Source organism: Dyella sedimenti, assembly GCF_022760995.1.
Classification (GTDB): Bacteria; Pseudomonadota; Gammaproteobacteria; order Xanthomonadales; family Rhodanobacteraceae; genus Dyella; species Dyella sedimenti.
The window spans coordinates 313,795-339,412 of the sequence record NZ_JAKWJO010000003.1; the positions used below are offsets into that span (position 1 = coordinate 313,795).

The 25,618-nt window shown below is 70.0% G+C and carries 19 protein-coding genes; 7 read left to right on the forward strand and 12 right to left on the reverse strand.

Features of this window, described 5'->3' with window-relative positions; all coding sequences use genetic code 11:
• Nucleotide 1 precedes the first annotated feature (1 nt).
• Nucleotides 2-733, forward strand: coding sequence for a copper homeostasis protein CutC (locus MJ605_RS09115; RefSeq protein WP_243041111.1), 732 nt, complete (start codon nucleotides 2-4; stop codon nucleotides 731-733).
• Between the two features lie 53 nt (nucleotides 734-786).
• Here MJ605_RS09115 and MJ605_RS09120 read toward each other — a convergent pair whose 3' ends face one another.
• From MJ605_RS09120 to MJ605_RS09130, 3 genes are all read right to left on the reverse strand, one after another.
• Nucleotides 787-2,556, reverse strand: a complete 1,770-nt coding sequence (locus MJ605_RS09120) for an ABC transporter transmembrane domain-containing protein (RefSeq protein WP_243041112.1) — start codon at nucleotides 2,554-2,556, stop codon at nucleotides 787-789.
• Nucleotides 2,557-2,704: 148 nt separating this feature from the next.
• A complete protein-coding gene (locus MJ605_RS09125) occupies nucleotides 2,705-3,301 on the reverse strand; it encodes an IMPACT family protein (protein WP_243041113.1) in 597 nt (198 codons plus the stop codon).
• A gap of 33 nt (nucleotides 3,302-3,334) precedes the next feature.
• Nucleotides 3,335-4,768 carry a lipase family protein gene (locus tag MJ605_RS09130; protein ID WP_243041114.1) on the reverse strand — a complete coding sequence of 478 codons (1,434 nt, stop codon included), beginning with the start codon at nucleotides 4,766-4,768 and terminating at the stop codon, nucleotides 3,335-3,337.
• 97 nt (nucleotides 4,769-4,865) lie between these two features.
• Between MJ605_RS09130 and MJ605_RS09135 the strand changes: the two genes are divergently transcribed.
• Both MJ605_RS09135 and MJ605_RS09140 read left to right on the forward strand, forming a co-directional pair.
• Nucleotides 4,866-5,618: a YdcF family protein gene (locus MJ605_RS09135; RefSeq protein WP_243041115.1), complete on the forward strand. Its 753-nt coding sequence runs from the start codon at nucleotides 4,866-4,868 to the stop codon at nucleotides 5,616-5,618.
• An 88-nt stretch (nucleotides 5,619-5,706) separates the two neighbouring features.
• Nucleotides 5,707-7,551, forward strand: coding sequence for a chloride channel protein (locus MJ605_RS09140; protein WP_425600994.1), 1,845 nt, complete (start codon nucleotides 5,707-5,709; stop codon nucleotides 7,549-7,551).
• A 113-nt stretch (nucleotides 7,552-7,664) separates the two neighbouring features.
• Here MJ605_RS09140 and MJ605_RS09145 read toward each other — a convergent pair whose 3' ends face one another.
• Entirely contained in the window at nucleotides 7,665-8,726 is a 1,062-nt protein-coding gene (locus tag MJ605_RS09145; RefSeq protein ID WP_243041116.1) for an NAD(P)-dependent alcohol dehydrogenase, read from the reverse strand.
• A 176-nt stretch (nucleotides 8,727-8,902) separates the two neighbouring features.
• Between MJ605_RS09145 and MJ605_RS09150 the strand changes: the two genes are divergently transcribed.
• Together MJ605_RS09150 and MJ605_RS09155 are read left to right on the forward strand one after the other, a co-directional pair.
• On the forward strand, nucleotides 8,903-9,835 hold the full coding sequence (locus MJ605_RS09150; protein ID WP_243041117.1) for an AraC family transcriptional regulator: 933 nt from the start codon (nucleotides 8,903-8,905) through the stop codon (nucleotides 9,833-9,835).
• Nucleotides 9,836-9,884: 49 nt separating this feature from the next.
• A complete protein-coding gene (locus MJ605_RS09155; RefSeq protein ID WP_243041119.1) occupies nucleotides 9,885-10,478 on the forward strand; it encodes an HAD family hydrolase in 594 nt (197 codons plus the stop codon).
• A gap of 6 nt (nucleotides 10,479-10,484) precedes the next feature.
• Here the strand turns inward: MJ605_RS09155 and MJ605_RS09160 are convergent, their stop codons facing one another.
• On the reverse strand, nucleotides 10,485-11,549 hold the full coding sequence (locus MJ605_RS09160) for a hypothetical protein (RefSeq protein WP_243041121.1): 1,065 nt from the start codon (nucleotides 11,547-11,549) through the stop codon (nucleotides 10,485-10,487).
• 295 nt (nucleotides 11,550-11,844) lie between these two features.
• Here MJ605_RS09160 and MJ605_RS09165 point away from each other — a divergent pair, with 295 nt between their 5' ends.
• A complete protein-coding gene (locus tag MJ605_RS09165; RefSeq protein WP_243041122.1) occupies nucleotides 11,845-13,365 on the forward strand; it encodes a S10 family peptidase in 1,521 nt (506 codons plus the stop codon).
• 104 nt (nucleotides 13,366-13,469) lie between these two features.
• On the opposite strand, the gene MJ605_RS09170 is transcribed toward MJ605_RS09165, so the two are convergent.
• The 6 genes from MJ605_RS09170 to MJ605_RS09195 form a co-directional block, all read right to left on the reverse strand.
• Nucleotides 13,470-14,495: a TraB/GumN family protein gene (locus MJ605_RS09170; protein WP_243041123.1), complete on the reverse strand. Its 1,026-nt coding sequence runs from the start codon at nucleotides 14,493-14,495 to the stop codon at nucleotides 13,470-13,472.
• 376 nt (nucleotides 14,496-14,871) lie between these two features.
• The gene (locus tag MJ605_RS09175; protein WP_243041124.1) at nucleotides 14,872-16,455 is read right to left on the reverse strand and encodes an inorganic phosphate transporter; all 1,584 of its coding nucleotides are present in this window, start codon (nucleotides 16,453-16,455) and stop codon (nucleotides 14,872-14,874) included.
• Between the two features lie 142 nt (nucleotides 16,456-16,597).
• The gene (locus MJ605_RS09180; protein WP_243041126.1) at nucleotides 16,598-18,028 is read right to left on the reverse strand and encodes an aldehyde dehydrogenase family protein; all 1,431 of its coding nucleotides are present in this window, start codon (nucleotides 18,026-18,028) and stop codon (nucleotides 16,598-16,600) included.
• A gap of 16 nt (nucleotides 18,029-18,044) precedes the next feature.
• On the reverse strand, nucleotides 18,045-19,688 hold the full coding sequence (locus tag MJ605_RS09185) for an acetolactate synthase large subunit (RefSeq protein ID WP_243041127.1): 1,644 nt from the start codon (nucleotides 19,686-19,688) through the stop codon (nucleotides 18,045-18,047).
• 199 nt (nucleotides 19,689-19,887) lie between these two features.
• Nucleotides 19,888-21,252, reverse strand: coding sequence for an exodeoxyribonuclease VII large subunit (gene xseA, locus MJ605_RS09190; RefSeq protein WP_243041129.1), 1,365 nt, complete (start codon nucleotides 21,250-21,252; stop codon nucleotides 19,888-19,890).
• A gap of 88 nt (nucleotides 21,253-21,340) precedes the next feature.
• The gene (locus MJ605_RS09195; RefSeq protein ID WP_243041130.1) at nucleotides 21,341-22,789 is read right to left on the reverse strand and encodes a phospholipase D-like domain-containing protein; all 1,449 of its coding nucleotides are present in this window, start codon (nucleotides 22,787-22,789) and stop codon (nucleotides 21,341-21,343) included.
• A 122-nt stretch (nucleotides 22,790-22,911) separates the two neighbouring features.
• On the opposite strand from MJ605_RS09195, the gene MJ605_RS09200 reads away from it, so the two are divergent.
• Nucleotides 22,912-24,855, forward strand: a complete 1,944-nt coding sequence (locus tag MJ605_RS09200; protein WP_243041131.1) for an acetyl-CoA hydrolase/transferase C-terminal domain-containing protein — start codon at nucleotides 22,912-22,914, stop codon at nucleotides 24,853-24,855.
• 45 nt (nucleotides 24,856-24,900) lie between these two features.
• On the opposite strand, the gene MJ605_RS09205 is transcribed toward MJ605_RS09200, so the two are convergent.
• Complete coding sequence (locus tag MJ605_RS09205; RefSeq protein ID WP_243041133.1) at nucleotides 24,901-25,602, reverse strand: helix-turn-helix domain-containing protein; 702 nt, start codon at nucleotides 25,600-25,602, stop codon at nucleotides 24,901-24,903.
• Between the last annotated feature and the right edge of the window lie 16 nt (nucleotides 25,603-25,618).

Below are 25,618 nucleotides of genomic sequence, written 5' to 3' on the forward strand. Positions count from 1 at the left end.
GATGGCAGCCCGCCTGCTGGAAGTGGCGGCCAACTCGCTGGCCTCGGCACTTGCCGCGCAGGAAGGCGGAGCGGGACGCATCGAGTTGTGCACGGCGTTGGAACTGGGCGGGCTGACGCCCTCGCATGGCGAGATCGCCCTGGTACGCGAGCGGGTGGCATTGCCGTTGTACGTATTGATCCGTCCGCGCGCGGGCGATTTTCTCTACGGCGAGGGGGAACTGGAAACCATGCTGCGCGACATCGAGGCCTGCGCTGTGCTGGGTTGCGACGGCGTGGTGTTCGGCGTGCTCGATGCCGATGGGGAAGTGGACAAGGCGCGCTGCCGTGAACTCATGGATGCCGCCGGTCGCATGGGCGTGACGTTCCATCGCGCATTCGATCTGGTGCGGGATCAGGCGCGGGCGCTGGAAGACATTATCGCCCTGGGTGCGGAGCGCGTGCTGACTTCGGGCGGCGCACCTTCGGCGCCACAGGGCGCATCATGCATCCGCGAGCTGGTGATGCAGGCCCGCGGGCGGATCGTCGTGATGCCGGGCGCGGGCATCACGCCCGCCAATGCGGCCGGGTTGGCCACGGCGACCGGCGCCGTGGAATTCCATGCCTCGGCCAAGCGCGCGCATGCCTCGCGCATGGGTTATATGCGCGGGGATGCGTTGGGCATGGGCGATGGTGAGGTGCGCAGCGACACGGACGAGGTCAGGGCGCTGGTGCGGGCGTTGGCGGGTGGTTGAGTGCAGCGCCGGGTCGCGCACTGGGTGCGCTCCTACAGCCGGGCGGCGATGGATCAGGCGGTGAACTGCAGCCGCGCCAGTTCGGCATAGAGGCCGCCTTCGGCCAGCAGGCTCTGGTGCGTGCCCTGGGCCACGATGCGGCCGCCGTCCATCACCACGATGCGGTCGGCGCGCTGCACGGTGGCCAGGCGATGGGCGATGACCAGGGTGGTGCGGCCCTTTTCCAGGCGTTCCAGTGCCTGCTGGATGGCGGCCTCGGACTGCGCGTCGAGCGCGGAGGTGGCTTCGTCCAGCAGCAGCAGCGGAGCGTCGCGCAGGATCGCGCGGGCGATGGCGATGCGCTGGCGCTGGCCGCCCGAGAGGCGCACGCCGCGCTCGCCCAGTTCCTCGTCGTAGCCCTTGCCGAGCGCGCTGATGAACTCGTGCGCCTCGGCCGCGTCGGCCGCTTCGCGCACTTCGTCCAGGCCGGCGTCCTGGCGGCCGAAGCGGATGTTGTCGGCGGCGCTGCCGCTGAAGATCACCGTTTCCTGCGGCACCAGCGCGATGGCGCCGCGCAGCTCGGGCAGCGACAGCGCGCGCAGGTCCACGCCGTCCAGCGTGATGCGCCCGCGCTGCGGGTCGTAGAAGCGCAGGAGCAGCGCGAACACCGTGCTCTTGCCCGCGCCGGAAGGGCCGACCAGCGCCACGGTCTCGCCGGGACGGATGGCCAGGTCGAAGTCGTACAGCGCCGGCGCGTCGGGACGGCTGGGATAGTGGAAGGCTACGTTCTCGAAGCGCAGCGCGCCCTGTACCGGCTTGGCCAGCGGCGTGGGCTGCGCGGGGCTGGTGATGTCCGCGCGTTCGGCGAACAGCTCGCCGATGCGTTCCATCGCGCCGGCCGCGCGCAGCACGTCGCCCCACACTTCCGACAGGCCGGCCAGCGAGCCTGCCGCGAAGATCGCATACAGCACGAACTGGCCCAGCACGCCCGCATCCAGCGTGCCGGACAGCACGTCGCGCGCGCCGGCCCACAGCACCAGCGTGATGGCGCCGAAGAACAGCACAATCACCGTGGCGGTCAGCATCGAGCGCATGCCGATGCGCTGGCGCGCGGTGGCCAGCGCGCGGGTGATGGCGCCGCCATAGCGGGCGCTCTCGATGTCCTCGCGCGCATAGGCCTTGACCGCCGGCGCCGCGTTGAGCGTTTCGTTGGCGATGGCGGCGGCGTCGGCGAGCCGGTCCTGGCTGGCGCGCGAGAGTTTCTGCACGCGGCGGCCGAACACCAGGATCGGCAGCATCACCGCGGGGATCACCAGCGCGGTGAGCCCTGCCAGGCGCGGGCTGGTCCACACCATCATGGCGGTGGCGCCCAGCAGCATCACCGCGCTGCGCAGGGCCACCGAGATGCCCGACCCGATCAGCGCCTGGATCACCTCGGTGTCGGTGCCCAGCCGCGAGATCAGCTCACCGACCCTGCTGCGCTCAAAGAAGCCGACGTCCAGCCCGATCACGTGCGCATAGAGCCTGGCGCGCAGCGAGGCTAGCGCACGCTCGCCCAGCAAGGCGATGCAGTAGTAGCGGGCGGCGGTGGCGAAGGCCAGCACCAGGGCCACGCCGAACAAGGCCAGGAAGGTCGCGTTGATCGCCGTGGCGCTGCTATGGCCGAAGCCCTGGTCGATCATGTGGCGCACCGCCAACGGCAGCACCAGGGTGGCCGTGGAGGAGATGGCCAGGAACACCAGCCAGCCGACGGCGAGCCCGCGATGCGGCCGGAGGAACGGCCACAGCTGCAGCAGGGCGCCAAGGCGGCGGGTCGGGCGTGGCGTGGCGGGAGTTTCGCTCATGAAGGGGCTGGCCGTGGCGTGGTGGTTGCGTGCAAGGCCGGTCGCGCACAGGGTGCGCTCCCACACGGGCGAAGCCACCTTGTGGGAGCGCACCCTGTGCGCGACTTGACCCCATGGTCATGCAACGTGGGGCAATCCGCGATGGATATCAATCCAGCCGCCGGGCCTTGTGGCGTCCGCGGCTGATGTCGGTGACGCGCGCCTGCGCTTCGTCCACGCGCCGCTCGGGCAACTGGATCTCCAGCGTCACGCCGTCGGTGCCGAACCGTTCGTCCAGCACCTCGGCATCCAGTTCGCGCAGCCGCGCCTTGAGCAGGGCCAGTTCGGCGAAGTCACAGGCAAGGCCCAGCCGCGCCATCGCCACAATGGGCACGCGCTCGGCGCGGCGCAGGCACTCGGCGGCGGTGCCGCCATAGGCGCGCACCAGGCCGCCGGCACCCAGCTTGATGCCGCCGAACCAGCGCGTCACCACCACCACGGCGCGGTCGATGCCCTGGCCCTCGATGGCCTGCAGGATCGGCCGCCCGGCGGTGCCGCCGGGTTCGCCGTCGTCGTTGAAGCGGTAGTCCTGGCCGATGCGGTAGGCCCAGCAGTTGTGCGTCGCGGCCGGATCGCCGACCTGCCGCACGAAGGCCAGCGCCTGTTCCGCTGTCTGCACCGGCGCGGCCTGGGCGAGGAAGCGGCTTTTCCTGACGTCCTCGCTGTGCCGGCAGATGGCTGCGAGGGTGTACGGCATGTCACTCATGGGAACGGTCGATTGGCGCGGTGGCGCGTATTCTCAGGCAATGACGGGGCCGGGGACGGGATGGCGGAAATCCTCCGGCGCCAGCCGGCGCGTGAGGCGGAATACGCCCTCGTGGACGTGGCGCGGCAACACCACGTCCAGCACGGTGGCCTGGTGCGGGCCGAGCATGTGCAGCAGGTCGTCGCCGGCGGCGGTGCGCGCGATGGCGTGATGCACCAGGCCTTGGAGCAGCGCCGGCTGCACGGTGGCGCCATACGGCCGATGCGCCTTGACGGCGGCGCGCAGCGTGCGGCGCCCTGCGGGATCGGCCACGCGCGGGGTGCCGGCGAGCAGGGCATGGTTGAGGAACAGCGAGACCACGTGGCGCTGGCGGCTGTTGGCCTGCCGGTCGAGCAGGAAACCCTGGGGCAGCCAATCAGGGTTCGGCGGATCGCCCGCGGTGAGCAGCAGGCGGCTGCCGATCAGCGGCTCGCCGCTTTCGTCGCCCAGGCGCACGATCACCAGGCTGCGCGGGTCGTGGATATGCACGCGGGCAGGGAAGGGGCCGACGGATTCGTGCTCCACCTTGTCCGCGTCGCGCCGCGCGTTCTCCGCCTCGAACGCGTCGCACAACCGGGCGTAATCCGCCGCATCGGCCACGCGCAGGCAGCGCAGCAGGGCGTCCACCGTCTCCGCCGGCGCGGCGGCCATGATGCCCTGGGCCTCGCCCGAATGGGCGGCACCGGCGATCAGCTTGAAGGCGCTGCGCGGCGCGCTGACCAGGTGCAGCGCCAGCGTGTTGTCGGCGGGCGCGCCGTCCGCGCGGGCGAGCACCGCATGGCGGGCGTTGAGGTTGGCGGCGGCGATGCGCACCACGCCATCGGAACCGTCCTCGCCGGTGTAGCTGTTGATATGGTCGTACAGCGAGCGGTCGGGACGGTCGCCGGTGAGCACGAACAGGAACTGGCCGCGCCGGGCGGGATCGTCGCCGTGGATGTGGTCGAGGTTGAGCGACAGCGATTCGGCACTGCCCAGTTCCAGCCAGTCGAGGATGCGCTGGCCCGGTTCCACGCCGTCGGCCCAGGCGCGCAGGCGGCCGAGCACGCCCTTGCCGAGCTGCGCCAGCGCCGAGCCGAAATTGGCCGGCGCCAGCATCATCAGGTGGGTGAGCCGAAGGGCGTTGAAGGCGCCTGGGCGTTCGCGCTGCGCGCGCAGCCATTCACGCACCACCGGGCCGCCGGTCGAGTGGGTGATGCAGGCAAAGCTCGCGTCTCCCAGTTCGAGGTCGCGCAGCGCATGGTCGAACGCGCGCACGATGTCGCCCATGGTCACGGTATCGTCGAAGCTGACGTATTCGGACAGCCAGAGATCCGCGACCCGCAGTGGCACACCCTGGGCCGCCGCCTGTTGTTGCAGCCGTTGCGGCAGGGCGCCGTAGGTCGAGGTGTTGCTGACGCTCCAGCCGTGTACGAAGACGAGGGTGGTCATGCCGGTTCCATGTCGTGCCGGGTGGCCGCGCACGCGCCCCCTCGGTCATATCGCCTCGCGTAAGATGCCACGACTTTCCAGGGTCCGGGGAAACCGCATGCTTACCCTCCTGTTCGCGCTGCTGCTGGCGGCCGCCTTGCTCTATCGCTGGCGCTGGCGTCGTGGCGGCCATGCCTGCGTGGCATGCGCGCTGCTGCTGTTCTTTGGCGTCGGTTGCGGCGCGATCCCACGCCTGCTGCTGCATGCGCTGCAGGGGCCGGGCGTCGAGCCCGCGATCGCCTGGGCACCGCGCAACGCCATCGTGCTGCTGGGCGGCGGCACCGCGGTGGTGGAAGGCGAACCGCTACAGCCGTCCTATTTCGCCGACGGGCGCGTGCTGCGCGCGGCGCAGCTCTACCGCGATTGCAAGCAGGCCGGCAGGGAATGCCGGCTGCTGGTGAGCGGCGGCGATTCGCAGGGCCATGGCGAGGCCGAGTCGGTGGTTTACGGGCGCGCGTTGCGCCAGTTGGGCATTGCGCCGGAAGACCTGCTGCTCGAGACGCGCAGCATGTCGACCTGGCAGAACGCGCAGTTCAGCCGCCCGCTGCTGGCCGCCTATGCGCCGCAGCACACGGTGCTGGTCACCTCGGGCATCCACCTGCGCCGCGCACTGCTGTACTTCGCGCATTTCGGCATCGTGCCGCAGCCGGTGGCGGGCGACTGGCTGAACAGCCGCCGCGAACTGTTCCCCGATTCCTGGAACTACGCGGTGACCGATGCCGTGCTGCACGAATACCTCGGCATCCTGCGCTACCACGTCTACAACGCGATGGGCTGGAACGCGCCCAGGGCGGCCGCGCTGCCGTCCTGACCCAAGTCATCGCCGTTCATTTTCCAGCCAGCTATCGAGTCCGTAACCGCGTAACCTTGCGCGGCTTTCCCAGTCCACGGGTTTCCCAATGCCTCCCTCCGCAACGACCGAACCGCACTCGCGTGCGGCGCTTCCGCTCGCCCCTTCGCTGGACCCCGCGCTCGCCGCGGCGCGCATGCCGCGCCAGTTCCGTCCGCTGTCCGGGCGCGTGGCATGGATCGCCGCGCTGGCGATGGGCCTGGGCGCGCTGGTGGCGCTGGTGGCCCGCCTGTTGACGGCCTTGATCGGGCTGGTGACCAACCTGGCCTTCCATGGACGCTGGAGCACGGCGTTCGGCAGTCCGATGGGGCATCACCTCGGGGCCTGGGTGATCCTGGTGCCCGTCGCCGGCGGCCTGGTGGTGGGCGCGATGGCGCGCTGGGGCTCGCGGGCCATCCGTGGGCACGGCATTCCCGAGGCGATGGAGCAGGTGCTGCTCAATGAAAGCCGCATTCCCGCGCGCATGACCTGGTTGAAGCCATTGTCGTCGGCCATCGCCATCGGCACCGGCGGGCCGTTCGGCGCGGAGGGGCCGATCATCGCCACCGGCGGCGCGCTCGGCTCGCTGCTGGGGCAGTGCCTGCGGGTGACCGCCGACGAGCGCAAGACGCTGCTGGCCGCCGGCGCGGCGGCGGGCATGGCGGCGGTGTTCTCCGCGCCGATCTCCTCGGTATTGCTGGCGCTGGAGCTGCTGCTGTTCGAGCGCCGCGCCCGCTCGCTGATCCCGGTGGCGCTGGCGGCGGCAGTCGGCACCGGCGTGCGCTACGTGCTGGAAGGCAGCGCGCCGATGTTCCCGATGCCCGCCATGCCCACGCCGGGCCTGCTCGCCCTGGCCGTCTATATGGCCATGGGCCTGGTGACCGGGGTGGCCAGCGTGGGCATCACCAAGCTGACCTATGCCATCGAGGACGCGTTCGAGACCCTGCCTGTCCACTGGATGTGGTGGCCGGCGCTGGGTGGCCTGGTGGTGGGCCTGGTCGGTTATGCGATGCCGAGCACGCTGGGCGTGGGTTATACCAACATCGCCGCCGTGCTGGGCGGACAGCTCGGCCTGGGCGCGATGGTCGCGCTATGCCTGCTCAAGCTGCTGTCGTGGTCGGTGGCGCTGGGCAGCGGCACCTCCGGTGGCACGCTGGCACCGCTGTTCACCATCGGCGGCGCGTTCGGCGGCGTGATGGGCGCGGCCTGCGTGGCATGGGCGCCCTGGCTGCATGTCGATGCGCACGCGGCGGCGCTGGTCTGCATGGCGGCGATCTTCGCCGGCGCCTCGCGCGCCTTCCTCACCTCGGTGGTGTTCGCCTTCGAGACCACCCAGCAGCCGCAGGGATTGCTGCCGCTGCTGGCGGCCTGCGCGATGGCCTATCTGGTATCCGGCCTGCTGATGCGCCACACCATCATGACCGAGAAGATCGCGCGCCGCGGCGTGCGGGTGCCGGCCGACCATGTGGTCGATCACCTGGAGCGCATCAGCGTGGGCGAGGCCTGCAGCCAGCCGGCCGTCACGCTCGATGCGTCGCGGCGACTGGCCGAGGTGCGTGCCTGGCTGGCGGCCGGTGGCGTGCAGACCCATCACCAGGGCTTTCCCGTCATCGGCGAGGATGGACGGCTGCTTGGCGTGGTAACGCGGCGCGACCTGCTGGGCCAGGCGCCGGGCGAGGCCATGCTCGGTTCGCTGGTGACGCGGACGCCGCTGGTGGTGCGCGAGGACCATAGCCTGCGCGAGGCCGCCGACCATATGGTGGAAGCCGACGTCGGGCGCCTGGTGGTAGTGGGTGGCGAGCATGCTGGGCAGGTGGTGGGCATGCTCACCCGCGGCGACCTGCTGGCGGCGCATACGGGACGGCTGCGCGGAGAGCGCGAGGCTACCCGCTCTCTGCGGACACGCCGCGCCTAGTCGCCTGCGTGCCCCCTTCCACCCGTCGCTCCCGTGAAAGGATATCCAGCGCCCATGTCCGGTCGATGGACAGGGGCGCTGGATCCCGGCCTTCGCCGGGGTGACGCAGGCGCTCAGGCCGCCTGCTTCAGCGAGGCGATATCGATCACGAAGCGATACTTCACGTCGCTCTTGAGCATGCGCTCGTAGGCATCGTTGATGTCCTGGATGTCGATGACCTCGATATCGCTGACGATGCCGTGCTCGGCGCAGAAATCGAGCATTTCCTGCGTCTCGGCGATGCCGCCGATGGCGGAGCCGGCGATGGAGCGGCGGCCCAGGATCACCGCGGCCGCCTGCACCGGCGGCTCGACTGGTTCGAGCAGGCCCACCAGGCACAGCACGCCGTCGAGCCTGAGCGTGGCCAGGTACGGGTTGAGGTCGTGCGGCGAGGGCACCGTGTCGAGGATGAAATCGAACTGGCGCGCGGCCGCTTCCATCTGCGCCGGGTCGGTGGACAACACCACGTGGTCGGCGCCCAGGCGGCGCGCCTCGGCTTCCTTGCCCGGCGTGCGGGTGAACAGGGTGACGTCGGCGCCCAGCGCCTTGGCGAACTTCAGGCCCATGTGGCCCAGGCCGCCCAGGCCGACCACCGCGACCTTGCTGCCCTTGCCGATGTTCCAGTGGCGCAGCGGCGACCAGGTGGTGATGCCAGCGCACAGCAGCGGGGCGGCGGCGCGGGGATCGAGCTTCTCGGAGACGCGCACCACGAACTTGTCCGACACCACGATGCGCTCGGAATAGCCGCCGAAGGTCGGCCGGCCGTCATGGCGGTCGGTGCCGTTGTAGGTCCAGGTCGGGCCCTCCTCGCAGTACTGTTCCAGGCCCGCGTCGCAGGACGCGCAATGGCGGCAGGAGTCGACGATGCAACCCACGCCGACCATGTCGCCGACCTTGAAGCCGCTGACCTCGCCACCCACCGCGCTGACGCGGCCGATAATCTCGTGGCCGGGCACCACCGGATACACGCTGCCGTGCCAGTCGTTGCGGGCCTGGTGCAGGTCCGAGTGGCAGACGCCGCAGTAGAGGATGTCGATCACCACGTCGTCGGGCCGCGGATCGCGGCGTTCGAACCGGTGCGGCGCGAGCGGGGTGGTGGCGGATTGCGCGGCATAGCCGCGGATCGAGAGTGCCATGCGTGACTCCTGGGCAAACGGGGAAGCGAAGGCGGCAAGTATGGAAGCCGCCGCACGGCGGCCGGTAGCCGGATCCTGCGAGATCCTTGCCCGATCCTGTGGGATGGGGCGGTACGCCCTCGCCATGGGGCGGAGGAACAGGCAACCTTGCGGAGTCCGCATTCATTGGCGATGCCATGAACATCAAGCTTTCTTCCCCGCTCACGGATCCGCGCCTGGAACAGGATCGCGAGGAATTGACAGCGATCGTTGAACGATTGGCGTCGAGCGAAGGCTCACTCGCCACCGCGTGGCCGGCGCTGAACCTGTTCCGCGCCGACTCGCCCGGCGTGCCTACCTGCGCCATGTACGAGCCCGGCCTGGGACTGGCCTTGCAGGGGGCCAAGCAGATTCTGCTGGGACAGCAGCCTTTCGTGCACGAGCGCGGGTCCTACCTGGTGACCTCAGTGGACGTGCCGGTGTCCGCCCAGGTGCTGCGCGCCACGCCGGCGGAACCCTGCCTGTGCCTCACCTATCGCCTGGACGTGCAGCGCATCCGCGAGCTGCTGCCGCAGGTGACGCCGCCGCGCAGCGCCACCCTGTCGGCGCCGGGACTGTCGCTGAGCCGGCTGGACGGCCACCTGCTCGATCCACTGCTGCGGCTGGTGCGCCTGCTGGACAAGCCGGCTGACCTGGCCGTGCTGGGGCCGATGATCGAGCAGGAATTGTTCTACCGCCTGCTGACGGGCGAGCAGGGCGCACGGCTGGCGCAGATCGCCACCTCCGGCAGCCAGAGCCATCAGGTCTCGCGCGCGATCGAATGGCTGCGCCGCCACTACGACGAGCCGCTGCGCATCGAGACGCTGGCGGCGCGGGTGAACATGAGCACCTCGTCGTTCCACCATCATTTCCGCGCGATCACGGCGATGAGCCCGCTGCAGTACCAGAAGCAGCTGCGCCTGCACGAGGCGCGGCGGCTGCTGTTGGCCGGGCTGTGCGACGTGGCCACGGCGGCGCATCGCGTGGGCTACGAAAGCCCTTCGCAGTTCAGCCGCGAATACAGCCGCCATTTCGGCGCGCCGCCCCTGCGCGACGTCTCGCGCCTGCGCCAGGCCGAATCCGCCGGTTGAGATGTGCGGGCTTGCGTTCCCGCGGGCCGCCATGGAGCATGCCGGCCCCATGAACCTCGCCCTGTTCGATTTCGACGGCACCATCACCACCCGGGAATTGTTCCGGCCTTTCCTGGAGTTTGCGGTGCCGTCGCGCCGGCTGCGCTGGGGCGGCCTGCTGCTCGCGCCCATGGTGGCGGGCTACAAGCTGGGCGCGGTGTCGTCCAACACGATGCGCGCCTGCGCGGTGCGGCTGGGACTGCGCGGCATGGCGCTGGACCGGGCCGACGACAAGGGGCGCCGCTTCGCCAGCGAGATCATTCCCGGCGTGCTGCGCGAGCATGCGCTGGAGCGCATCCGCTGGCACCAGCGCCAGGGCGATCGCGTGGTGGTGGTATCCGGCGCGCTGGACATCTATCTCTCGCACTGGTGCCGTGCGCAGGGGCTGGAACTGTTGTGCTCGCGGCTGGAGATCCGCGGCGACCGGCTCACCGGCCGCTACCACGGCGCCCAGTGCGTCAGCGCGGAAAAGCCGCGCCGCGTGCGCGAGGCCTATGACCTGGATGCCTATCCGGTGGTGTACGCCTACGGCGACACCCACGAGGACCTGGACCTGCTGCGCATCGCGCACCACCGCTACTACCGGTGGCGCGAGCTGGACTAGGCATGTTCAACTGGTCGGCAGGGCGCGGCCCAACTGCTCGCAGTGGCTGCGGTAGTCGCGCAGGCTGTTGCGTACCGCATCGAGGTACATGGTGAAGCCATAGCGCACCGCGCCGCCCTTGTCGCTGAGCCATGCGCCCATCGAGCGCGCGCTGGACAGCGGGTCCAGCTGCGCCAGCGGCAGCGGCCGGCTGATTACCAGCGACTGGTCCACGGCATGGATGCGCTCGCGCTGGCCCTGCAGGGTGGGCTGCCCGTCGATCTCGATATAGGAGCGGTCGGCACGGTTGGCGATGCGCTGCGCACGCTCCGGGGCGAGCGTGTAATAGGCGGTCAGCGTCAAGCCATCGGGCTTGCACAGCAGGGTGATGCGGCGCTCGCCTTCGCGGGCGTTCTGGCGCAGCGTCAGCAGCGGCGCGCCGGACACCAGCTCGTATTGCGCCGCTGGCGGCAGGTAGCCGTTGTTGGCGATGCCGGTGGCCAGCAGCTGGTCGCCGTCGAGCCAGCCGGTGTAGTCGCGCGGCGTACGCGCGGTGATGCCGAACAGCAGCGGGTCCAGTCCCATCTGCCACAGGTAGGCGGCCAGCTCGTCGCGCGCGCCGGCGATCTGGGCGGCATCGCCGGGCGCCTGCACCGCGAAGCGGTCGTTGCCGGTCGGCGCCCAGCGGTAGAGGCCGCCGGCATAGGCAAGCGCGCAGGCACCCTGGCAGGCGGCCTCCCGGGGCATCGCCGGCGCGCGCGAGGGGCGCCGCGGCACGCCCAGGTGCGTGGTCATGCGGCCCTGGCGGAACAGCCGGCCCAGCGCCGCGCCCGCCTTGAGGTCGCCGCCGGGCGAATCGAGATAGATGTCCGAGCCGGCAGGAATCCGGTTGGAACGGATCAACGCGCCGATGCGGTCGGGGGCATCGGCGTCGATCGTGCCGTACAGGTAGATCTGCGGCACGTGAGTGACGGCGAGGGTGAGCCGGTCGTCGTTGATCTGCACCGCCAGCGGCGCGGTTGCGGCCGGGGCCGCCTGGCCGTGCGCCAGCGTGGCGGCGAGGACGGCGACCAGCCAGCACCATCGCATCAAGGGCCGGCGTACGGGGAAAGGGTGGGGACGAGGCACGTGCACGGCACCGGTCTGGCCAAGGCGAACGCCCTAGTTTCCGGGGTTTGGCCGGGCTTGCAAGTGAAGGCATGCGGCGTCGGCACAGGTTGCTGAACGCAGCGACCCCTGTCTTACGGCACTGGTGACGCCCGAGGGCTTGCCGCTTCTATGCCCGCTTCGCTCCGTCGCGGCGCGGTCCGCGACGGGACGTGTCGTTTTTTCTTCCGAACACTGCGTGAGATTGCCGATGAATCCAGATTTGTCCGTTCGAGCAAGGATGGCCCGCCTGACGCGCGGCGCCGCCTGCGGTGCCGCCCTGCTGGTGGCCGGCCTGGCCTATGCGCCGTGGTCGCTGGCCGCCGATGCCAAGCCGGCCGCCGCGGAGGCGGGTGCCGACAAGAAGGCCGAGGGCGAGCTGCCGCCGCTGCCCGCGGACAAGACCATCAAGCAGAGCGTGCGCGTAGGTGGCCGCACGTTGTCCTACGAGGCCACGGTGGGCACCATCCCGGTGCGCGATGCCAAGGGCAAGAAGATTGCCGACGTGGTCTACACGGCCTATACGGTGCCGGGCAGCGACCCGCAACGTCCGGTCACGTTCGCGTTCAATGGTGGCCCGGGCGCTTCCTCGGTGTACCTCAACATGGGCGCCATCGGTCCCAAGCGCATCCAGTTCGGCGTGGACGGCGACGCGCCTTCCGACGCGGCGGTGACCAAGGACAACCCCAACACCTGGCTCGACATGAGCGACCTGGTGTTCATCGACCCGGTGGGCACCGGCTTCTCGCGTTCGCTGGAGGACGAGGACAAGACCAAGAAGGACTTCTACTCGACCGAGGCGGACATCAAGTACCTCTCGCGCGTGGTCTATGACTGGCTGGTCAAGCACGGCCGCCTGCGCGCGCCCAAGTACGTGATGGGCGAAAGCTACGGCGGCTACCGCGCGCCGCGCATCGCCTACGCGCTGCAGACCCAGATGGGCGTGGGCGTGAACGGCCTGGTGATGGTGTCGCCGTATCTCGACCCGGCCGCCATCGGTGACGGCGACGCGCTGTCGCCGCTGCCGTGGATGATCAACCTGCCGTCGATGACCGCCGCGCACCTGGAGTCCGAGGGCAAGCTGACCCCGGCCGCCATGGCCGACGTGGAGAACTACGTGCGCACGCAGTTCGTCACCGACTTCCTGGCCGGCCGCTCCGACCCGCAGGCAATCGGCCGCATGGTGCAGAAGGTCTCGGCCTATACCGGCCTGGATCCGGCGATCGTGGCCAAGCTCGACGGCCGCGTGGACATCGGCACCTACCTGCGCGAAGTGCATCGCGCCGAGAAGAAGATCGGCAGCGTATACGACTCCAACGTCACCGCGTTCGATCCGTTCCCGGGCTCGGCGCGCCGCCAGTCCGGCGATCCGATCCTGGACGCGCTGCTGGCGCCGGCCACCAGCGCCATGGTCGATTTCGTGACGCGCGAGGTGGGCTGGAAGACCGACGCCCACTACGAGGCGCTGTCCTATGCGGTGAACCGCGCCTGGGACCGCGGCGACGCCGACGACAAGCCGGTGGCCGACCTGCGCAAGGCGATCGCCAACGATCCGCACATGAAGGTGATGATCGCGCACGGCTACAACGACCTGTCGTGCCCATTCTTCACCTCGCGCCTGATCATCGACCAGATGCCCGCGTTCGGCCAGGCGCAGCGCGTGAAGCTGGGGATCTACCCGGGCGGCCACATGTTCTACAGCCGTCCGGACAGCGCGGTGGCATTCAAGGCGGACGCGGCGGCGTTGTACGGCGCGAAGTGATGGCGTAGCAGCCACAAGCCCCCCCCTCCCAGCCTCCCCCTGCCAGCAGGGGGAGGAACTGCTGGCTCCCTCCCTGCGCGCAGGGGAGGGATGTCCCGGGACCCTTAGGGACTGACGCCCTCCGGCGGCCGCACGATGTAGCCGAGCGAGCGTAGCCGGGCCAGGTAGTTGTCGGGCCCCATCAACTGTTCCATCGAAAGGATCGCCACGGTGCGCTTGTTGCGCACCAGCGCGGCATCGGCCGCCGCGAACCAGACGTCCGCGATGCGCTTGGGCAGGTCGGGGATGGCGAGCTGGTGCTCGAAGTCGCCATTGATGGCCGCCACCACGCAGGGATCGTAATGGGTGCCCTGCACCAGCGCCTGCAGGGTCTTCATGTCGCCGGTGGCCCAGGCATTGGCGCGCTGGGTGAGCTTGGGCAGGTCCTGCTCGACCAGCCGCATGGTCTCGTCCAGGCAGGCGATGCCTTGCTGCTGGTCCTGCGTGGCGTTGCCCGAGGCACCGGGCACGCGTCGCACCACCAGTTCGTAGCGCACGCCGATGATGCGCACGCCATGGTGGCGGGCCAGTTTCTCGACCATCTCGGCGACGTCGGTCTCGTCGGTCAGGCCGCTGGCCTCCAGCGCCTTCTGGTAGAGCTGCTCGGCCACCACGATCGGGCGCATGTATTCCAGCGCGTCGTCATTGCCGAGGTATTCGCGCCTGAGCGTCGCCCAGCGCGCGTACATGTCCGGCGACAGCAGCCGCTGCAGGGTCGCGCCGCCCGGATTGAGCCGGGCCGACGGTTGCAGCGCCAGGCGGGAAAACAGGCTGGGCGGCATCTTCAGGCGTGCCGACGGCGCTTCCAGCAACTCGGTGGAGCGGGACAGCGCCTGCTCCAGCTGGGTCCATTGCCATTGCGCCTGCCTGGGCAGGGGCGAGAGCGTGCCGATCACCCACAGCACGTGGTCGCCCCGGCGCACTTCCCACAGCGCGGGGCCGGGCTGCTCGCCGCGCACCGTCACCGCCTGCAGGTCCACCACCGGGGGGCTCGGCACGCTGGCCGCGGCGGGCGGGCCGCCGGACTGCGCCCAACTGGGCGGCGCGGCTGCGAGCAGGGCGGCAAGGCAGAAAGCGGTCTTCGCGTGCATCCAGGAACTCCATGAAGGGACGCGACGGCGGAAACCTTCTGGCCGCGCTCCACGGTGGAACCATAGCGCGCCACGCCGCGCCATGCGCGGCGGACGGAAGGCCATGGTCCGGGAGAACGGGGTAACGCTAAGAGCCTGTCCAAAATCTTGGTGCCCTCCTACCCCCCTCCCAGCCCCCTGTAGGAGCGCACCCTGTGCGCGACGCCTTTCGCCTCATGGCTGGTTATCCTGGCGCCTCCGCAAACGTGGACAGGGACCAGGATGACGGACATGGAGACCGAGGCAAAAGGCGGTCGCGCACAGGGTGCGCTCCTACAGAGGGAACCGATTAGCGCCAAGGGGTAGCTGGGACGACACCGAGACTTTGAACAGGCTCTCAGAGCAACTGGCGGAGGACAACGTAGACCGCGCCGGCCAGCAGGATCGAGGCGGGCAGGGTGAGCACCCAGGCCATCAGCAGGTTGCGCACGGTGGCCCACTGCAGGCCCGAGCCGTTCGCCGCCATGGTGCCGGCCACGCCGGAGGTGAGCACGTGGGTGGTGCTCACCGGCAGGTGGTACATGTCGGCGGCCTGGATCAGGCCCATCGCCACCAGTTCGGCCGAGGCGCCCTGGGCATAGGTGAGGTGCTCCTTGCCGATCTTCTCGCCCACGGTCACCACGATGCGCCTCCAGCCCACCATGGTGCCCAGGCCGAGCGCCAGCGCCACCGCCACCTTCACCCACGGCGGGATGAACTGGATGGCTTCGGTGCCACGCCCGCGCCAACTGGTGAGCGTGGCGGTCTGCGCCTTGTCCAGGCCGGGCTGGGACAGCACCAGCGGGATGGCGCTGTTGGCCAGGTAGATGTCGTTGCGCACGTTGCCCATCTGCTCCGGCGGCACGGCGCGCAGCGAGGCGCGATTGCCGACCTGGCGGTCGATCTCGCCGATCAGCCGGGCCAGCGCCGGCACGGTGGTGGGCAGCAGCTTGCGCTGCTGTACCGCGTCGGTGACGGCCGCGCGCGGGTCGCCGTCGAACGCGGCGCCATGGGCAGCGTCGGCGAGCACCTGCTGCGTCGCTATGGAAACCTGGTGGAAGCTCTGCACCTGGCCGCCGGACACGGCGCCGTTCAGCGCGTAGGCGGTGGGCACCGTGCCGATCAGGATCAGCATGATCAGGCCCATGCCCTTCTGCCCGTCGTTGGAGCCATGGCTGAAGCTGACGCCCGTGCAGGTCAGCACCAGCAGGGCGCGGATCGGCCACGGCGGCGGCTTGCGGCCTTCCGGGGCACGGTACAGCGCCGGCATCTTCACCACCGCCTTGAGCAGCACCATCAGCAGCCCGGCGAGGATGAAGCCGGCGATGGGCGAGAACACCAGGCCCCTGAACACGCCCATGGCGGCATCCCAGTTGACGCCGCTGGTGCCGCTCTTGACCGAGATGAGCTGGTTGGCCAGGCCCACGCCGATGATCGAGCCGATCAGGGTATGCGAGGAGGAATTGGGCAAGCCGAAATACCAGGTGCCCAGGTTCCACAGGATCGCCGCCAGCAGCAGGGCGAACACCATGGCGAAGCCGGCCTGGCTGCCCACCTGCAGGATCAGCTCCACCGGCAGCAGCGACACCACCGTGAAGGCCACCGCGCCGGAAGAGGTCAGCACGCCGAGGAAATTGAAGGTACCCGACCAGATCACGGCCAGGTTGGCCGGCATCGAGTGGGTGTAGATCACCGTGGCCACCGCGTTGGCGGTGTCGTGGAAGCCGTTGACGAACTCGAAGCCCAGCGCGATCAGCAGGGCGATGCCGAGCAGGATGAAGGGGCCGATGGCGTGGGAGCGGACCACCGAGAGGTCGTCCACCAGGTGCAGGCCGGCGTAGGCGCCGCCGATCAGCAGGATCACGCCGAACACGATGGCGAAGAGGCGGCCGCTGCCCTGGCCCTGGTCGGTGGCGGTGACGACGGCGGCTTCGGTCTGCATGACGCGTCCTCAAGGTCGGCCTCGAGGAAGCTAAGCACCGCCACGCGACAGGTTCATGACAGCCCGGGCGCCGCCCGTCGTCGCCGTCTTAGAGCCTGTTCACGATCTCCGCGCGGGCTACGTGGAGATCGTGAACAGGCTCTTACACCTCGCGCATCACCATCAGCCGCAGCTCGGTCATGTCCTCGATGGCGCAGCGCACGCCTTCGCGGCCGATACCGGAGAGCTTCACGCCGCCGTAGGGCATGTTGTCCACGCGGAAGCTGGGCACGTCGTTGACGATCACGCCGCCCTGTTCCAGCTCGTTCCAGGCGCGCATCGCGTTCGACAGGCTGTCGGTGAAGATGCCGGCCTGCAGGCCGTAGTCCGAATCGTTGACCTGCGTCACCACCTGGTCGACATCGCGGAACGGGGCGAGCAGGGCGAACGGGCCGAACGCTTCCTGGCGGTACGCCTTGGCGTCGGTGGGCACGTTCTCCATCAGCGTGGCCTCCAGCATGGCGCCATGTCGCTTGCCGCCGCACAGCACCTTGCCGCCGCCCTTGCGGGCCTCCTCGATCCAGCCGTGCAGGCGCTCGGCGGCGGCCTCGTCGATCATCGGGCCGAGGAAGGTGTCCTTCTTCTTCGGATCGCCCGCCTTGAGCTTCTTCACCGCGGCGACCAGGCGCTTCTTGAACTCTTCGTAGATCGACGCGTGCGCGTAGATGCGCTGCACGCTGATGCAGCTCTGGCCGGACTGGTAGAACGCGCCGAACACCACGCGCTCGATCACGCGGTCCAGGCGCGGTCCCTGGTCGGCATCGACGATGCAGGCGGCGTTGCCGCCCAGCTCCAGCGTCACCTTCTTGTGGCCGGCGCGGGCCTTCAGGTCCCAGCCGATCTGGCTGCCGGTGAAGGACAGCAGCTTGAAGCGCGGGTCCTCCACCAGCGGATCGGCGTGCTTGCCATCCAGCGTGAGCACCGAGAAGGCGCCCTTGGGCAGGTCGGTCTCGGCCAGCACCTCGCCGATGATGAGCGCGCCGATCGGCGTGCGCTCGGCCGGCTTGAGCACGAACGGGCAGCCCGCCGCGATGGCCGGCGCCACCTTGTGCGCCACCAGGTTCAGCGGGAAGTTGAATGGCGTGATGAACGACACCGGCCCCAGCGGCACGCGCCGGGTGTAGCCGTGGTAGCCGTCCAGCCGCTTGGCGATCTCCAGGTTGATGGTTTCGCCGTTGACGCGCACGGCTTCCTCGGCGGCGATCTCGAAGGTCTCGATCAGGCGGGTGACTTCGCCATCGGAATCCTTGATCGGCTTGCCCGCTTCCACGCACAGCGCATAGGCCAGTTCCTCGCGGCGTTCGGCGAAGCGCCGCGCGCAGTGCCGCAGCACCGCCTGGCGCGCCCACGGCTTGAACTCGCGCATGGGGCCGGTGGCCTTCACCGCGGCGGCGATGGCCTTCTCGACCGCCTTGGCGTCGGGCACCGCCACGCGCGTGGCGACCTTGCCGCTGTACTTGTCCAGCACGTCCATCGTTTCCTTCGAGGTCTGCGGCTGGTTGGCGAGGTAGTACGGGTAGTTCTTGGCAAGCATGCGGGGCTCCGTGCGATCAGACGGCGGCGCTCAGCCGTTTGATCTCTTCGTTGAGGATGCGGTGATTGTCCGAGTAATCGATGGCCAGGTCGATCAAGTGCACGCCGCCGGCGTCGAACGCGCGCTGCAGCGTCGGCAGGAACTCCGCGGCGCTGCCGGGACGGTGGCCGTGCGCGCCATGCGCCTGGGCGAACTGGACGAAATCGGGATTGCCGAACGCCATGCCGTAGTCGGCGTAGCCCATCTCCGCCTGCTTCCAGCGGATCATGCCGTAGGCATCGTCGCGCAGCAGCAGGATCACCAGGTCCAGCTTCAGCCGCACGGCCGTTTCCAGCTCTTGCGCGTTCATCATGAAGCCGCCGTCGCCGCAGATGGCCAGCACCTTGCGCCCGGGATAGACCATGGTGGCCGCCATCGCCGAGGGCAGGCCGGCGCCCATGGTGGCCAGCGCGTTGTCGAGCAGGATGGTGTTGGGCTGGCGGGCGCGGTAGTAGCGCGCGTACCAGAGCTTGTACATGCCGTTGTCCAGGCACAGCACGCCGTCGTCGGGCATGAAGCGGCGGGTGTCGTCCACGATGCGCACCGGGTGCATCGGGAAGCGCTGGTCGCGCGCATGGTCGGTCAGCTGCGCGTGGAACGCCACGCGCACGCGGTCGAAGAAGGCGAAGTCCCAGTGCGCCTGGGGTTCCAGCGCGTCGGTGAGCCGCTCCACCGTGTGCGCGATGTCGCCCACCACCTCGATCTGCGGGAAGTAGACCGCATCCACCTCGGCGCTGGAGAAGTTGATGTGGATGACCGTGCGCCGCCCCTTGCGCATCAGGAACGGCGGCTTTTCCACCACGTCGTGGCCCACGTTGACGATGGCGTCGGCGGCGTCAATGGCACGGTGCACGAAGTCGCCGTCGGACAGCGCGGCATTGCCCAGCCACAGCGGATGGTCCTCGTCGATCACGCCCTTGCCCATCTGGGTGGTGAAGAACGGGATGCCCAGCTTGTCGATGAAGGCACGCAGCGCCACCGTGGTGCGCTGGCGGTTGGCGGCGGCGCCGATCATCAGGATCGGATGCTTCGCGCTGGCGATGGCCTCGGCGGCCTGCACCAATGCCGCCTCGTCGGGCGCGGGGCGCCGCGCGTATTCGGTGGGCAGCAGGATCGCCTCTTCCACCGTGTCGCGCGCGATGTCCTCGGGCAGTTCCAGGTGAACCGCGCCGGGACGTTCCTCCTCGGCGCGGCGGAACGCCTCGCGGATGCGCGCGGGAATGGTCGCGGCCGACACCAGCTGGCGCGTGTACTTGGTCAGCGGCTGCATCATGTCCACCACGTCCACCAGCTGGAACAGGCCCTGCTTGTGCTCGCGGATCGGCTTCTGCCCGGTGATCATCAGCATCGGCATGGCGCCGAGCTGGGCGTAAGCCGCGGCGGTCACCAGGTTGGTGGCGCCGGGACCCAGCGTGGAGAGCGCGACGCCGGCCTCGCCGGTAAGCCGGCCCCAGGTGGCCGCCATGAAACCGGCGGCCTGTTCATGGCGGGTCACGACCAGGCGTATCGACGATTCGCGCAACGCCTCGACCAGGTCCAGGTTTTCCTCGCCGGGCACGCCGAAGATGCTGCGCACGCCTTCCGCTTCCAGCGCCTTGACGAACAATGCCGCTGCCTTCATGCGAGGCTCTCCGCTGCGAAGCGCGCAGGATGCGGCATGGCTCGTTCATATCGCGTGAGGCGAAAGGCCGCGCCGCCATCTATCCCTTGTGGGAGCGCACCCTGTGCGCGACTGGCGGATGAGGGAAACCTGCATCGTCGTCGGGCACATCAGTCGCGCACAGGGTGCGCTCCCACGAGGGAAAACAAAGAGGGGAACGTCAGGGGCGATGGGGCTCATCGCTTCGTACCACCAGCGGCAGCTCGCCATCCGCCAGCCGCCCGCGTAGAGAGGCCCCGTCGGAGACATCCTTGGCCGAACGCACGACCTTGCCTTCGGCATCGAACAGGATGGCGTAGCCGCGCTCCAGCGTGGCCAGCGGGCTGATTGCGTGCAGGGCGCGCCCGGCGTGGCGCAAGGCCAGGCGGTCGCGTTCCAGCCGCCGCTCCACCGTCCGGCGCAGGCGTTGCGACAACTCGGCCAGCCGCTGTTGCAGCAGCGCCAGGCGCTGGCGCGGATGCTGGGCCAGCAGGCGGGCGTGCAGGCGTTCGAGTTCCGCACGGCGCCAACGCGCCTGTTCGCGCTGCACGCCAAGCAGACGGCGTTGCAGATGCAGCAGGCGTTCGCGGTCGCGTGCCAGGCGTGCCTGCGGCCGCTGCGCCTGCAGGCGGGCGAGCAGGTGGTCCAGTTGCTGGACGCGCGATTGCAGGCGCCGCCGCTCCAGCGTGGAGAGCCGTTGTTCCAGTTGCTGCAGGTGGCGGCGCAGCGCATGGGCGTCGGGCACCAACAGTTCGGCCGCCGCCGAGGGCGTGGGCGCGCGCAGGTCGGCCACGAAGTCGGCAATGCTGAAGTCGATCTCGTGGCCCACCGCCGATACCACCGGCACCGCGCTGGCGTGGATGGCGCGCGCCACCGCCTCGTCGTTGAAGGCCCACAGGTCCTCCAGCGAGCCGCCGCCGCGGGTAAGCAGCAGCACGTCGTAGCGGCCGCTGGCCGAGGCCTTGCGCAGCATGCCCGCGATGGCCGGCGGCGCCTCGCGGCCCTGTACCGGCACCGGCAACACGTCCACCTCGGCCAGCGGCCAGCGGCGGGACATCACGCTCAGCACGTCGCGGATCGCCGCGCCGGTGGCCGAGGTAATCACGCCGATCCGGCGGGCATAGCGGGGCAGGGGACGCTTGCGGGCCGGATCGAACAGGCCCTCGGCGTCCAGCCGCGCTTTCAACTGCTCGAACTCGCGCTGCAGCGCGCCTTCGCCGGCCGGCTCCATGTGCTCGGCGACGAGCTGGAATTCGCCGCGCGGCTCGTACAGGCCCACCCGGGCGCGCACCAGCACGTGCATGCCGTCGGCCGGGCGGAACTTCAGCCAACCGCTCTTGGGCCGGAACATGGCGCAGCGCACCTGGGCGCCGGCGTCCTTCAGGGTGAAGTAGAGGTGGCCCGAGGCCGGACGGGCCACGTTGGATAATTCACCTTCGATCCAGACCAGCGGCAGCGCGTCCTCCAGCAGGTCGCGCACCAGCCGGTTGAGCGTGCTGGGCGTCAGGATCTGGCGGGAGGGCGGGTGGTCGTCGGGCGTCTGCATGGACTGTGCAGCCTAGCATGGATGGCTTGGATAACAATCGCTTGCCCGATCCTCTGCAGGTTTTTTCTCGCTTGCGGGCGCGTGGCGGTCAGTCTTCCGCGGGCATGGACCGGCGCCGCTGCCGCAGCTGCCAGGCGCGAGCCACCAGGTTGAGCGCCAGCCAGGCGGCGACCACGCTGAGCGGCCAGCCGAGCACGGCGGGCCACAGCACCGCCACCACCGCCAGCAGGGCCAGCAGCAGGGCGCCGCCCAGCAGGGGAGTGGGTGAGCTGTCGCCCAGTACGCGGCGGTCGGTGAGCGCGGCGCCCACCGTATTGGCGATGCGCAGCGCCCCGGCCGCGGTGCGGCCGGAACTGCCGCCCACGTGGCGTTGCCGCGATGGCTGCCCGGCGCTGCTGCGCACCTGGTCGGCGTGGCGGCGCCAGCGCCGGGGCGCCAGCACGATCTCGGTGGCGTTGGTGAGGTCCTGCTCGTATTGCGCGGCCAGCGCGGCGGCGAAGCCCGCGTCCTCGACAGCCACGTCGATCTCGCGGTTGCCCAGCCAACTGGCGATATTGAGGTTGGATGACCCCACGCGCGCCCACAGGCCGTCGGCTACCGCGGTCTTGGCGTGCAGCATCGAGCCGTTCCACTCGAACACGCGGATGCCGGCCTTCAGCAGCGGCCGGTAGCCCGAGCGCGACATCCCGGCCACGAGGGGGATGTCGCTGCTGCCGGGCACCAGCAGCCGCACGTCCACGCCGTCGCGTGCCGCGGCGGCCAATGCCTGCACGTAGGGCGCCATGCCGACGAAGTAGGCGTCGGTCAGCCACAGGGTGCGGCGCGCCATGGCGGCAATCAGCTGGTCGAGCCGGTACATGCCCGCGGTGGAGGGCTGCGTGGCGATCACGCGCAGGGCGATCGAGCCCGGCTCGTCCGCTCCCTGCGGCGGGGAATCCAGCGGCGCTAGCGGCGTGCCGATGCTGGCCCAGCTTTCCGCGAAGGCGTTTTCCAGTTCCGCCACCGCCGGGCCGCGCAGGGCGACGCCGGTGTCGCGCCAGGGCGGCACGCCGCGCGCGGGTTCGCCCAGCCACTTCTCGCTGATGCAGACGCCGGAAAGAAAGCCGATCTCGCCGTCCACCGCCAACAGCTTGCGGTGGTCGCGGCTGACCCAGCCGAAGGGCGCCCCGAAGCGTGGCGGATTGAACGCCCGTGCCTGTCCCCCGGCCGCGCGCAGCGGTGCCCAGAAGCGGTCGCCGGACTGGCCCTTGCAGCCCAGCCAGTCGTAGATCACCGCCACCGCCACGCCGCGTTGCGCGCAGGCCACCAGGGCCTCGCGGAAGGACTGACCCACCGCGTCGTCGCGGACGATGTAGTTCTCCAGCAGCACGTGCCGCCGCGCGCCGCGGATGGCGGCGAGCCAGGCCTCGTAGTGGGCGGCGGCGTCGATCAGCAGTTCGGCGGCATTGCCGCCCAGCAGCGGCGCGCCGGCGGCGCGGCTCAGGGCCTGTTCGGCGAGCAGGCGGGTGGTCGCGGGGGCAAAGGGCTTGGAATCCATGGGCCGAGTGTAGGCTATGCCTCGGTGCCGCCTTCAAGCCGCGTTCACCCGGAACATGCCACGAATTACGCGCCGTCCGTTCCGACATGCCGTTCCCATGAACCCACTGTCATGTCCACTCCATGTCGCCTGAGCAATGTCATACCGACACCGAAGCCTGCGCACAGCACATCGCCGAAAGGATTGGCCCCGACCTGCGCGTGGCGGCCCCGCTCGGGCTGGGCAAGCCGCACGGTCTGCTCAATGCGCTATACCGCCTGACCCAGGCTGATACCTCGCGCTCGCTGACGCTGTACACCGCGCTTTCGCTGACCCGCCCGCATCCGGCGCGCGGGCTGGAGGAGCGCTTCCTCGCGCCCTTTGTCGAACGGCACTTCGGCGCTGGCGCGGTCGATCCGGCCTACGCGGTCGACCAGGCGGCCAACGCCCTGCCGTTCAACGTGGCGGTGCACGAGTTCTACATGCAGTCCGGCGCGCTGCTGTCGTCCGGCAGCGCGCAGCGCAACTACATCAGCCAGAACTACACCCACGTGGCCCGCGACCTGGCGGTGCAGGACATCAACGTGCTGGTGCAGCTGGTGGCCCGCCGCGACACGCCGGATGGCGCGCGCTACAGCCTCTCGTGCAATCCCGACCTGACGCTGGATTTCATCGACCAGGTGGTGCAGTCCGGCAAGCCGCGGCCGCTGTGCGTGGCGGTGGTGCATCCGGACCTGCCTTACGTCAGCGGGCATGCGGAAGTCTCGCGCGACTATTTCGATCTTGAGCTCGCCACCGAGGAGGCGCCGCCGCTGTTCGCGCTGCCGCGCCAGCCGGTGGACATCACCGAATACGCCCTGGGCCTGCACGCCAGCGCGCTGGTGCGCGACGGCGGCTGCCTGCAGATCGGCATCGGCGCGCTGTCCGATGCGCTGGTGCATGCGTTGCGCTGGCGCCAGCAGGACAACACCCAGTGGCGCCGCGCCCTGGTAGCGCTGGACCCGCGCGGCGGCACGCACGCGCTGGCGGCGCGCATGGGCGGCCTGGCGCCGTTCCGCATCGGCCTGTACGGCGCCAGCGAGATGGTGATGGATGGCTTCATGCACCTGCATCGCGCCGGCGTACTCAAGCGCCGCGCCTGGGACGACCTCGACCAGGAACGCGCCGCCGCCTGCGGCCGGCTGCCGCCGGAAACGCCGGGCGGGCACGTCCTGCGCGGCGCGTTCTACCTGGGCTCGCGCGAGCTGTACGAATGGATCGCCGCGCTGGAAGCGGAAGCCCCGGGCGCGCTGGACATGTGTCGCGTGTCCAACGTCAATCACCTCTATGGCGACCATCAGGCACTGGCGATGCTGCAGCGCCGGGGCGCGCGCTTTTTCAACACCTGCATGATGGCCACGCTGCTCGGCTCGGCGGTGTCCGACGGCCTGGAGAACGGCGAGGTGGTCAGCGGCGTCGGCGGCCAGTACAACTTCGTCGCGATGGCGCACGAGCTGCCGGACGGGCGCTCCGTGCTGCTGCTGCGCTCGACGCGCCAGGGTCCCGCCGGGGTGGAGACCAATATCCGCTGGAACTATGGCAGTTCGACCATTCCCCGCCACTTGCGCGACCTGTTCGTCACCGAATACGGCGTGGCCGACCTGCGCGGCAAGAGCGACAGCGAGTGCATCGAAGCCATGCTGGCGATCACCGACGCCCGTTTCATCGACGCGCTGTGCGCCGAGGCCAAGTCGCATGGCAAGCTCTCGGCGGATTTCCAGGTGCCCGAGCGCTGGCGCCGCAACCGGCCCGAGCACCTGCGCGAGGCATTGAAGCCCTGGCAGGCCAAGGGCCAGTTGCCGGCGTTCCCGTTCGGCAGCGACTTCACCGAGGTCGAGCAGCGCCTGCTGCCCGCGCTGGACTGGCTGAAGCAGCGTGGCGGCCACTGGCGCGGCAAGCTCGAGATCCTGCGCACGGCGCTGCGCCCGGGTACGCCGGCGGCCGGGGAGGACGAGGCGCTGGCGCGCATGGGATTGGAACGACCGGCGAGCCTTGGCGGGTACATGTTGCGCCGGATACTGCTCGCGGCCTTGCGCCGGGCCGGGTGAGCCGCTTCGGCGGGAACGTGCGGGCACGCTCCCGCCGGCACCGGCCTAGTTCATCAGCAGCGACTGGCCCAGCTCGCGCAGCGTGCGCAGGTCCAGCACGTGCAGGCCCTGGCGGTCCAGCGCGATCAGTTCGCGCTGGCGGAAGCGGCCGAGCAGGCGGCTCACGGTTTCCGTGGTGAGGCGCAGGTGGTTGCCGATGTCCGCGCGCGACATGGGCAGCGGCAGGTAGTCGGCCGACAGGCCCAGCAGGGCGCGGCGGTCGCGCATGTCGACCAGGAAGGCGGCGAAGCGTTCCTCGGCCAGGTAGTTGCCGCCGCTGAGCTGCAGGCGGGAAATGCGCTGGCTGGCCGCCTGCATCAGGTGCCAGGGCACCTCCGGCTGCTCGGCCGAGATCTGGCGGACCGCCTGGAACGGGAAGCGGCAGAACTGGGTCTTGCCCAGGGCGACCACCGCGTTGTCATGGAACTCGCGGTCGATGGCATCCAGCCCGATCAGCTCGCCGGGCAGGTGGAAGGCCAACACCTGCTCGCGTCCCGCGATATCCACCGCCACCGTCTTGGCCATGCCCGACTGCACGGCGTAGATGGCGCGGAACGGCGACATGGGGCGGTACAGGTACTCGCCGGTGCGCAGCGGTCCGATGCGCTCGGCGATATGGCGCAGGCCCGACAGTTCGGCCCGGTCGTAGCCGCTGGCCTGGCACACCGAGGCGTGGCCGCAACCGGCGCAAGAGGGGGAGGGCGACATGGGATGAGCGCCTTCC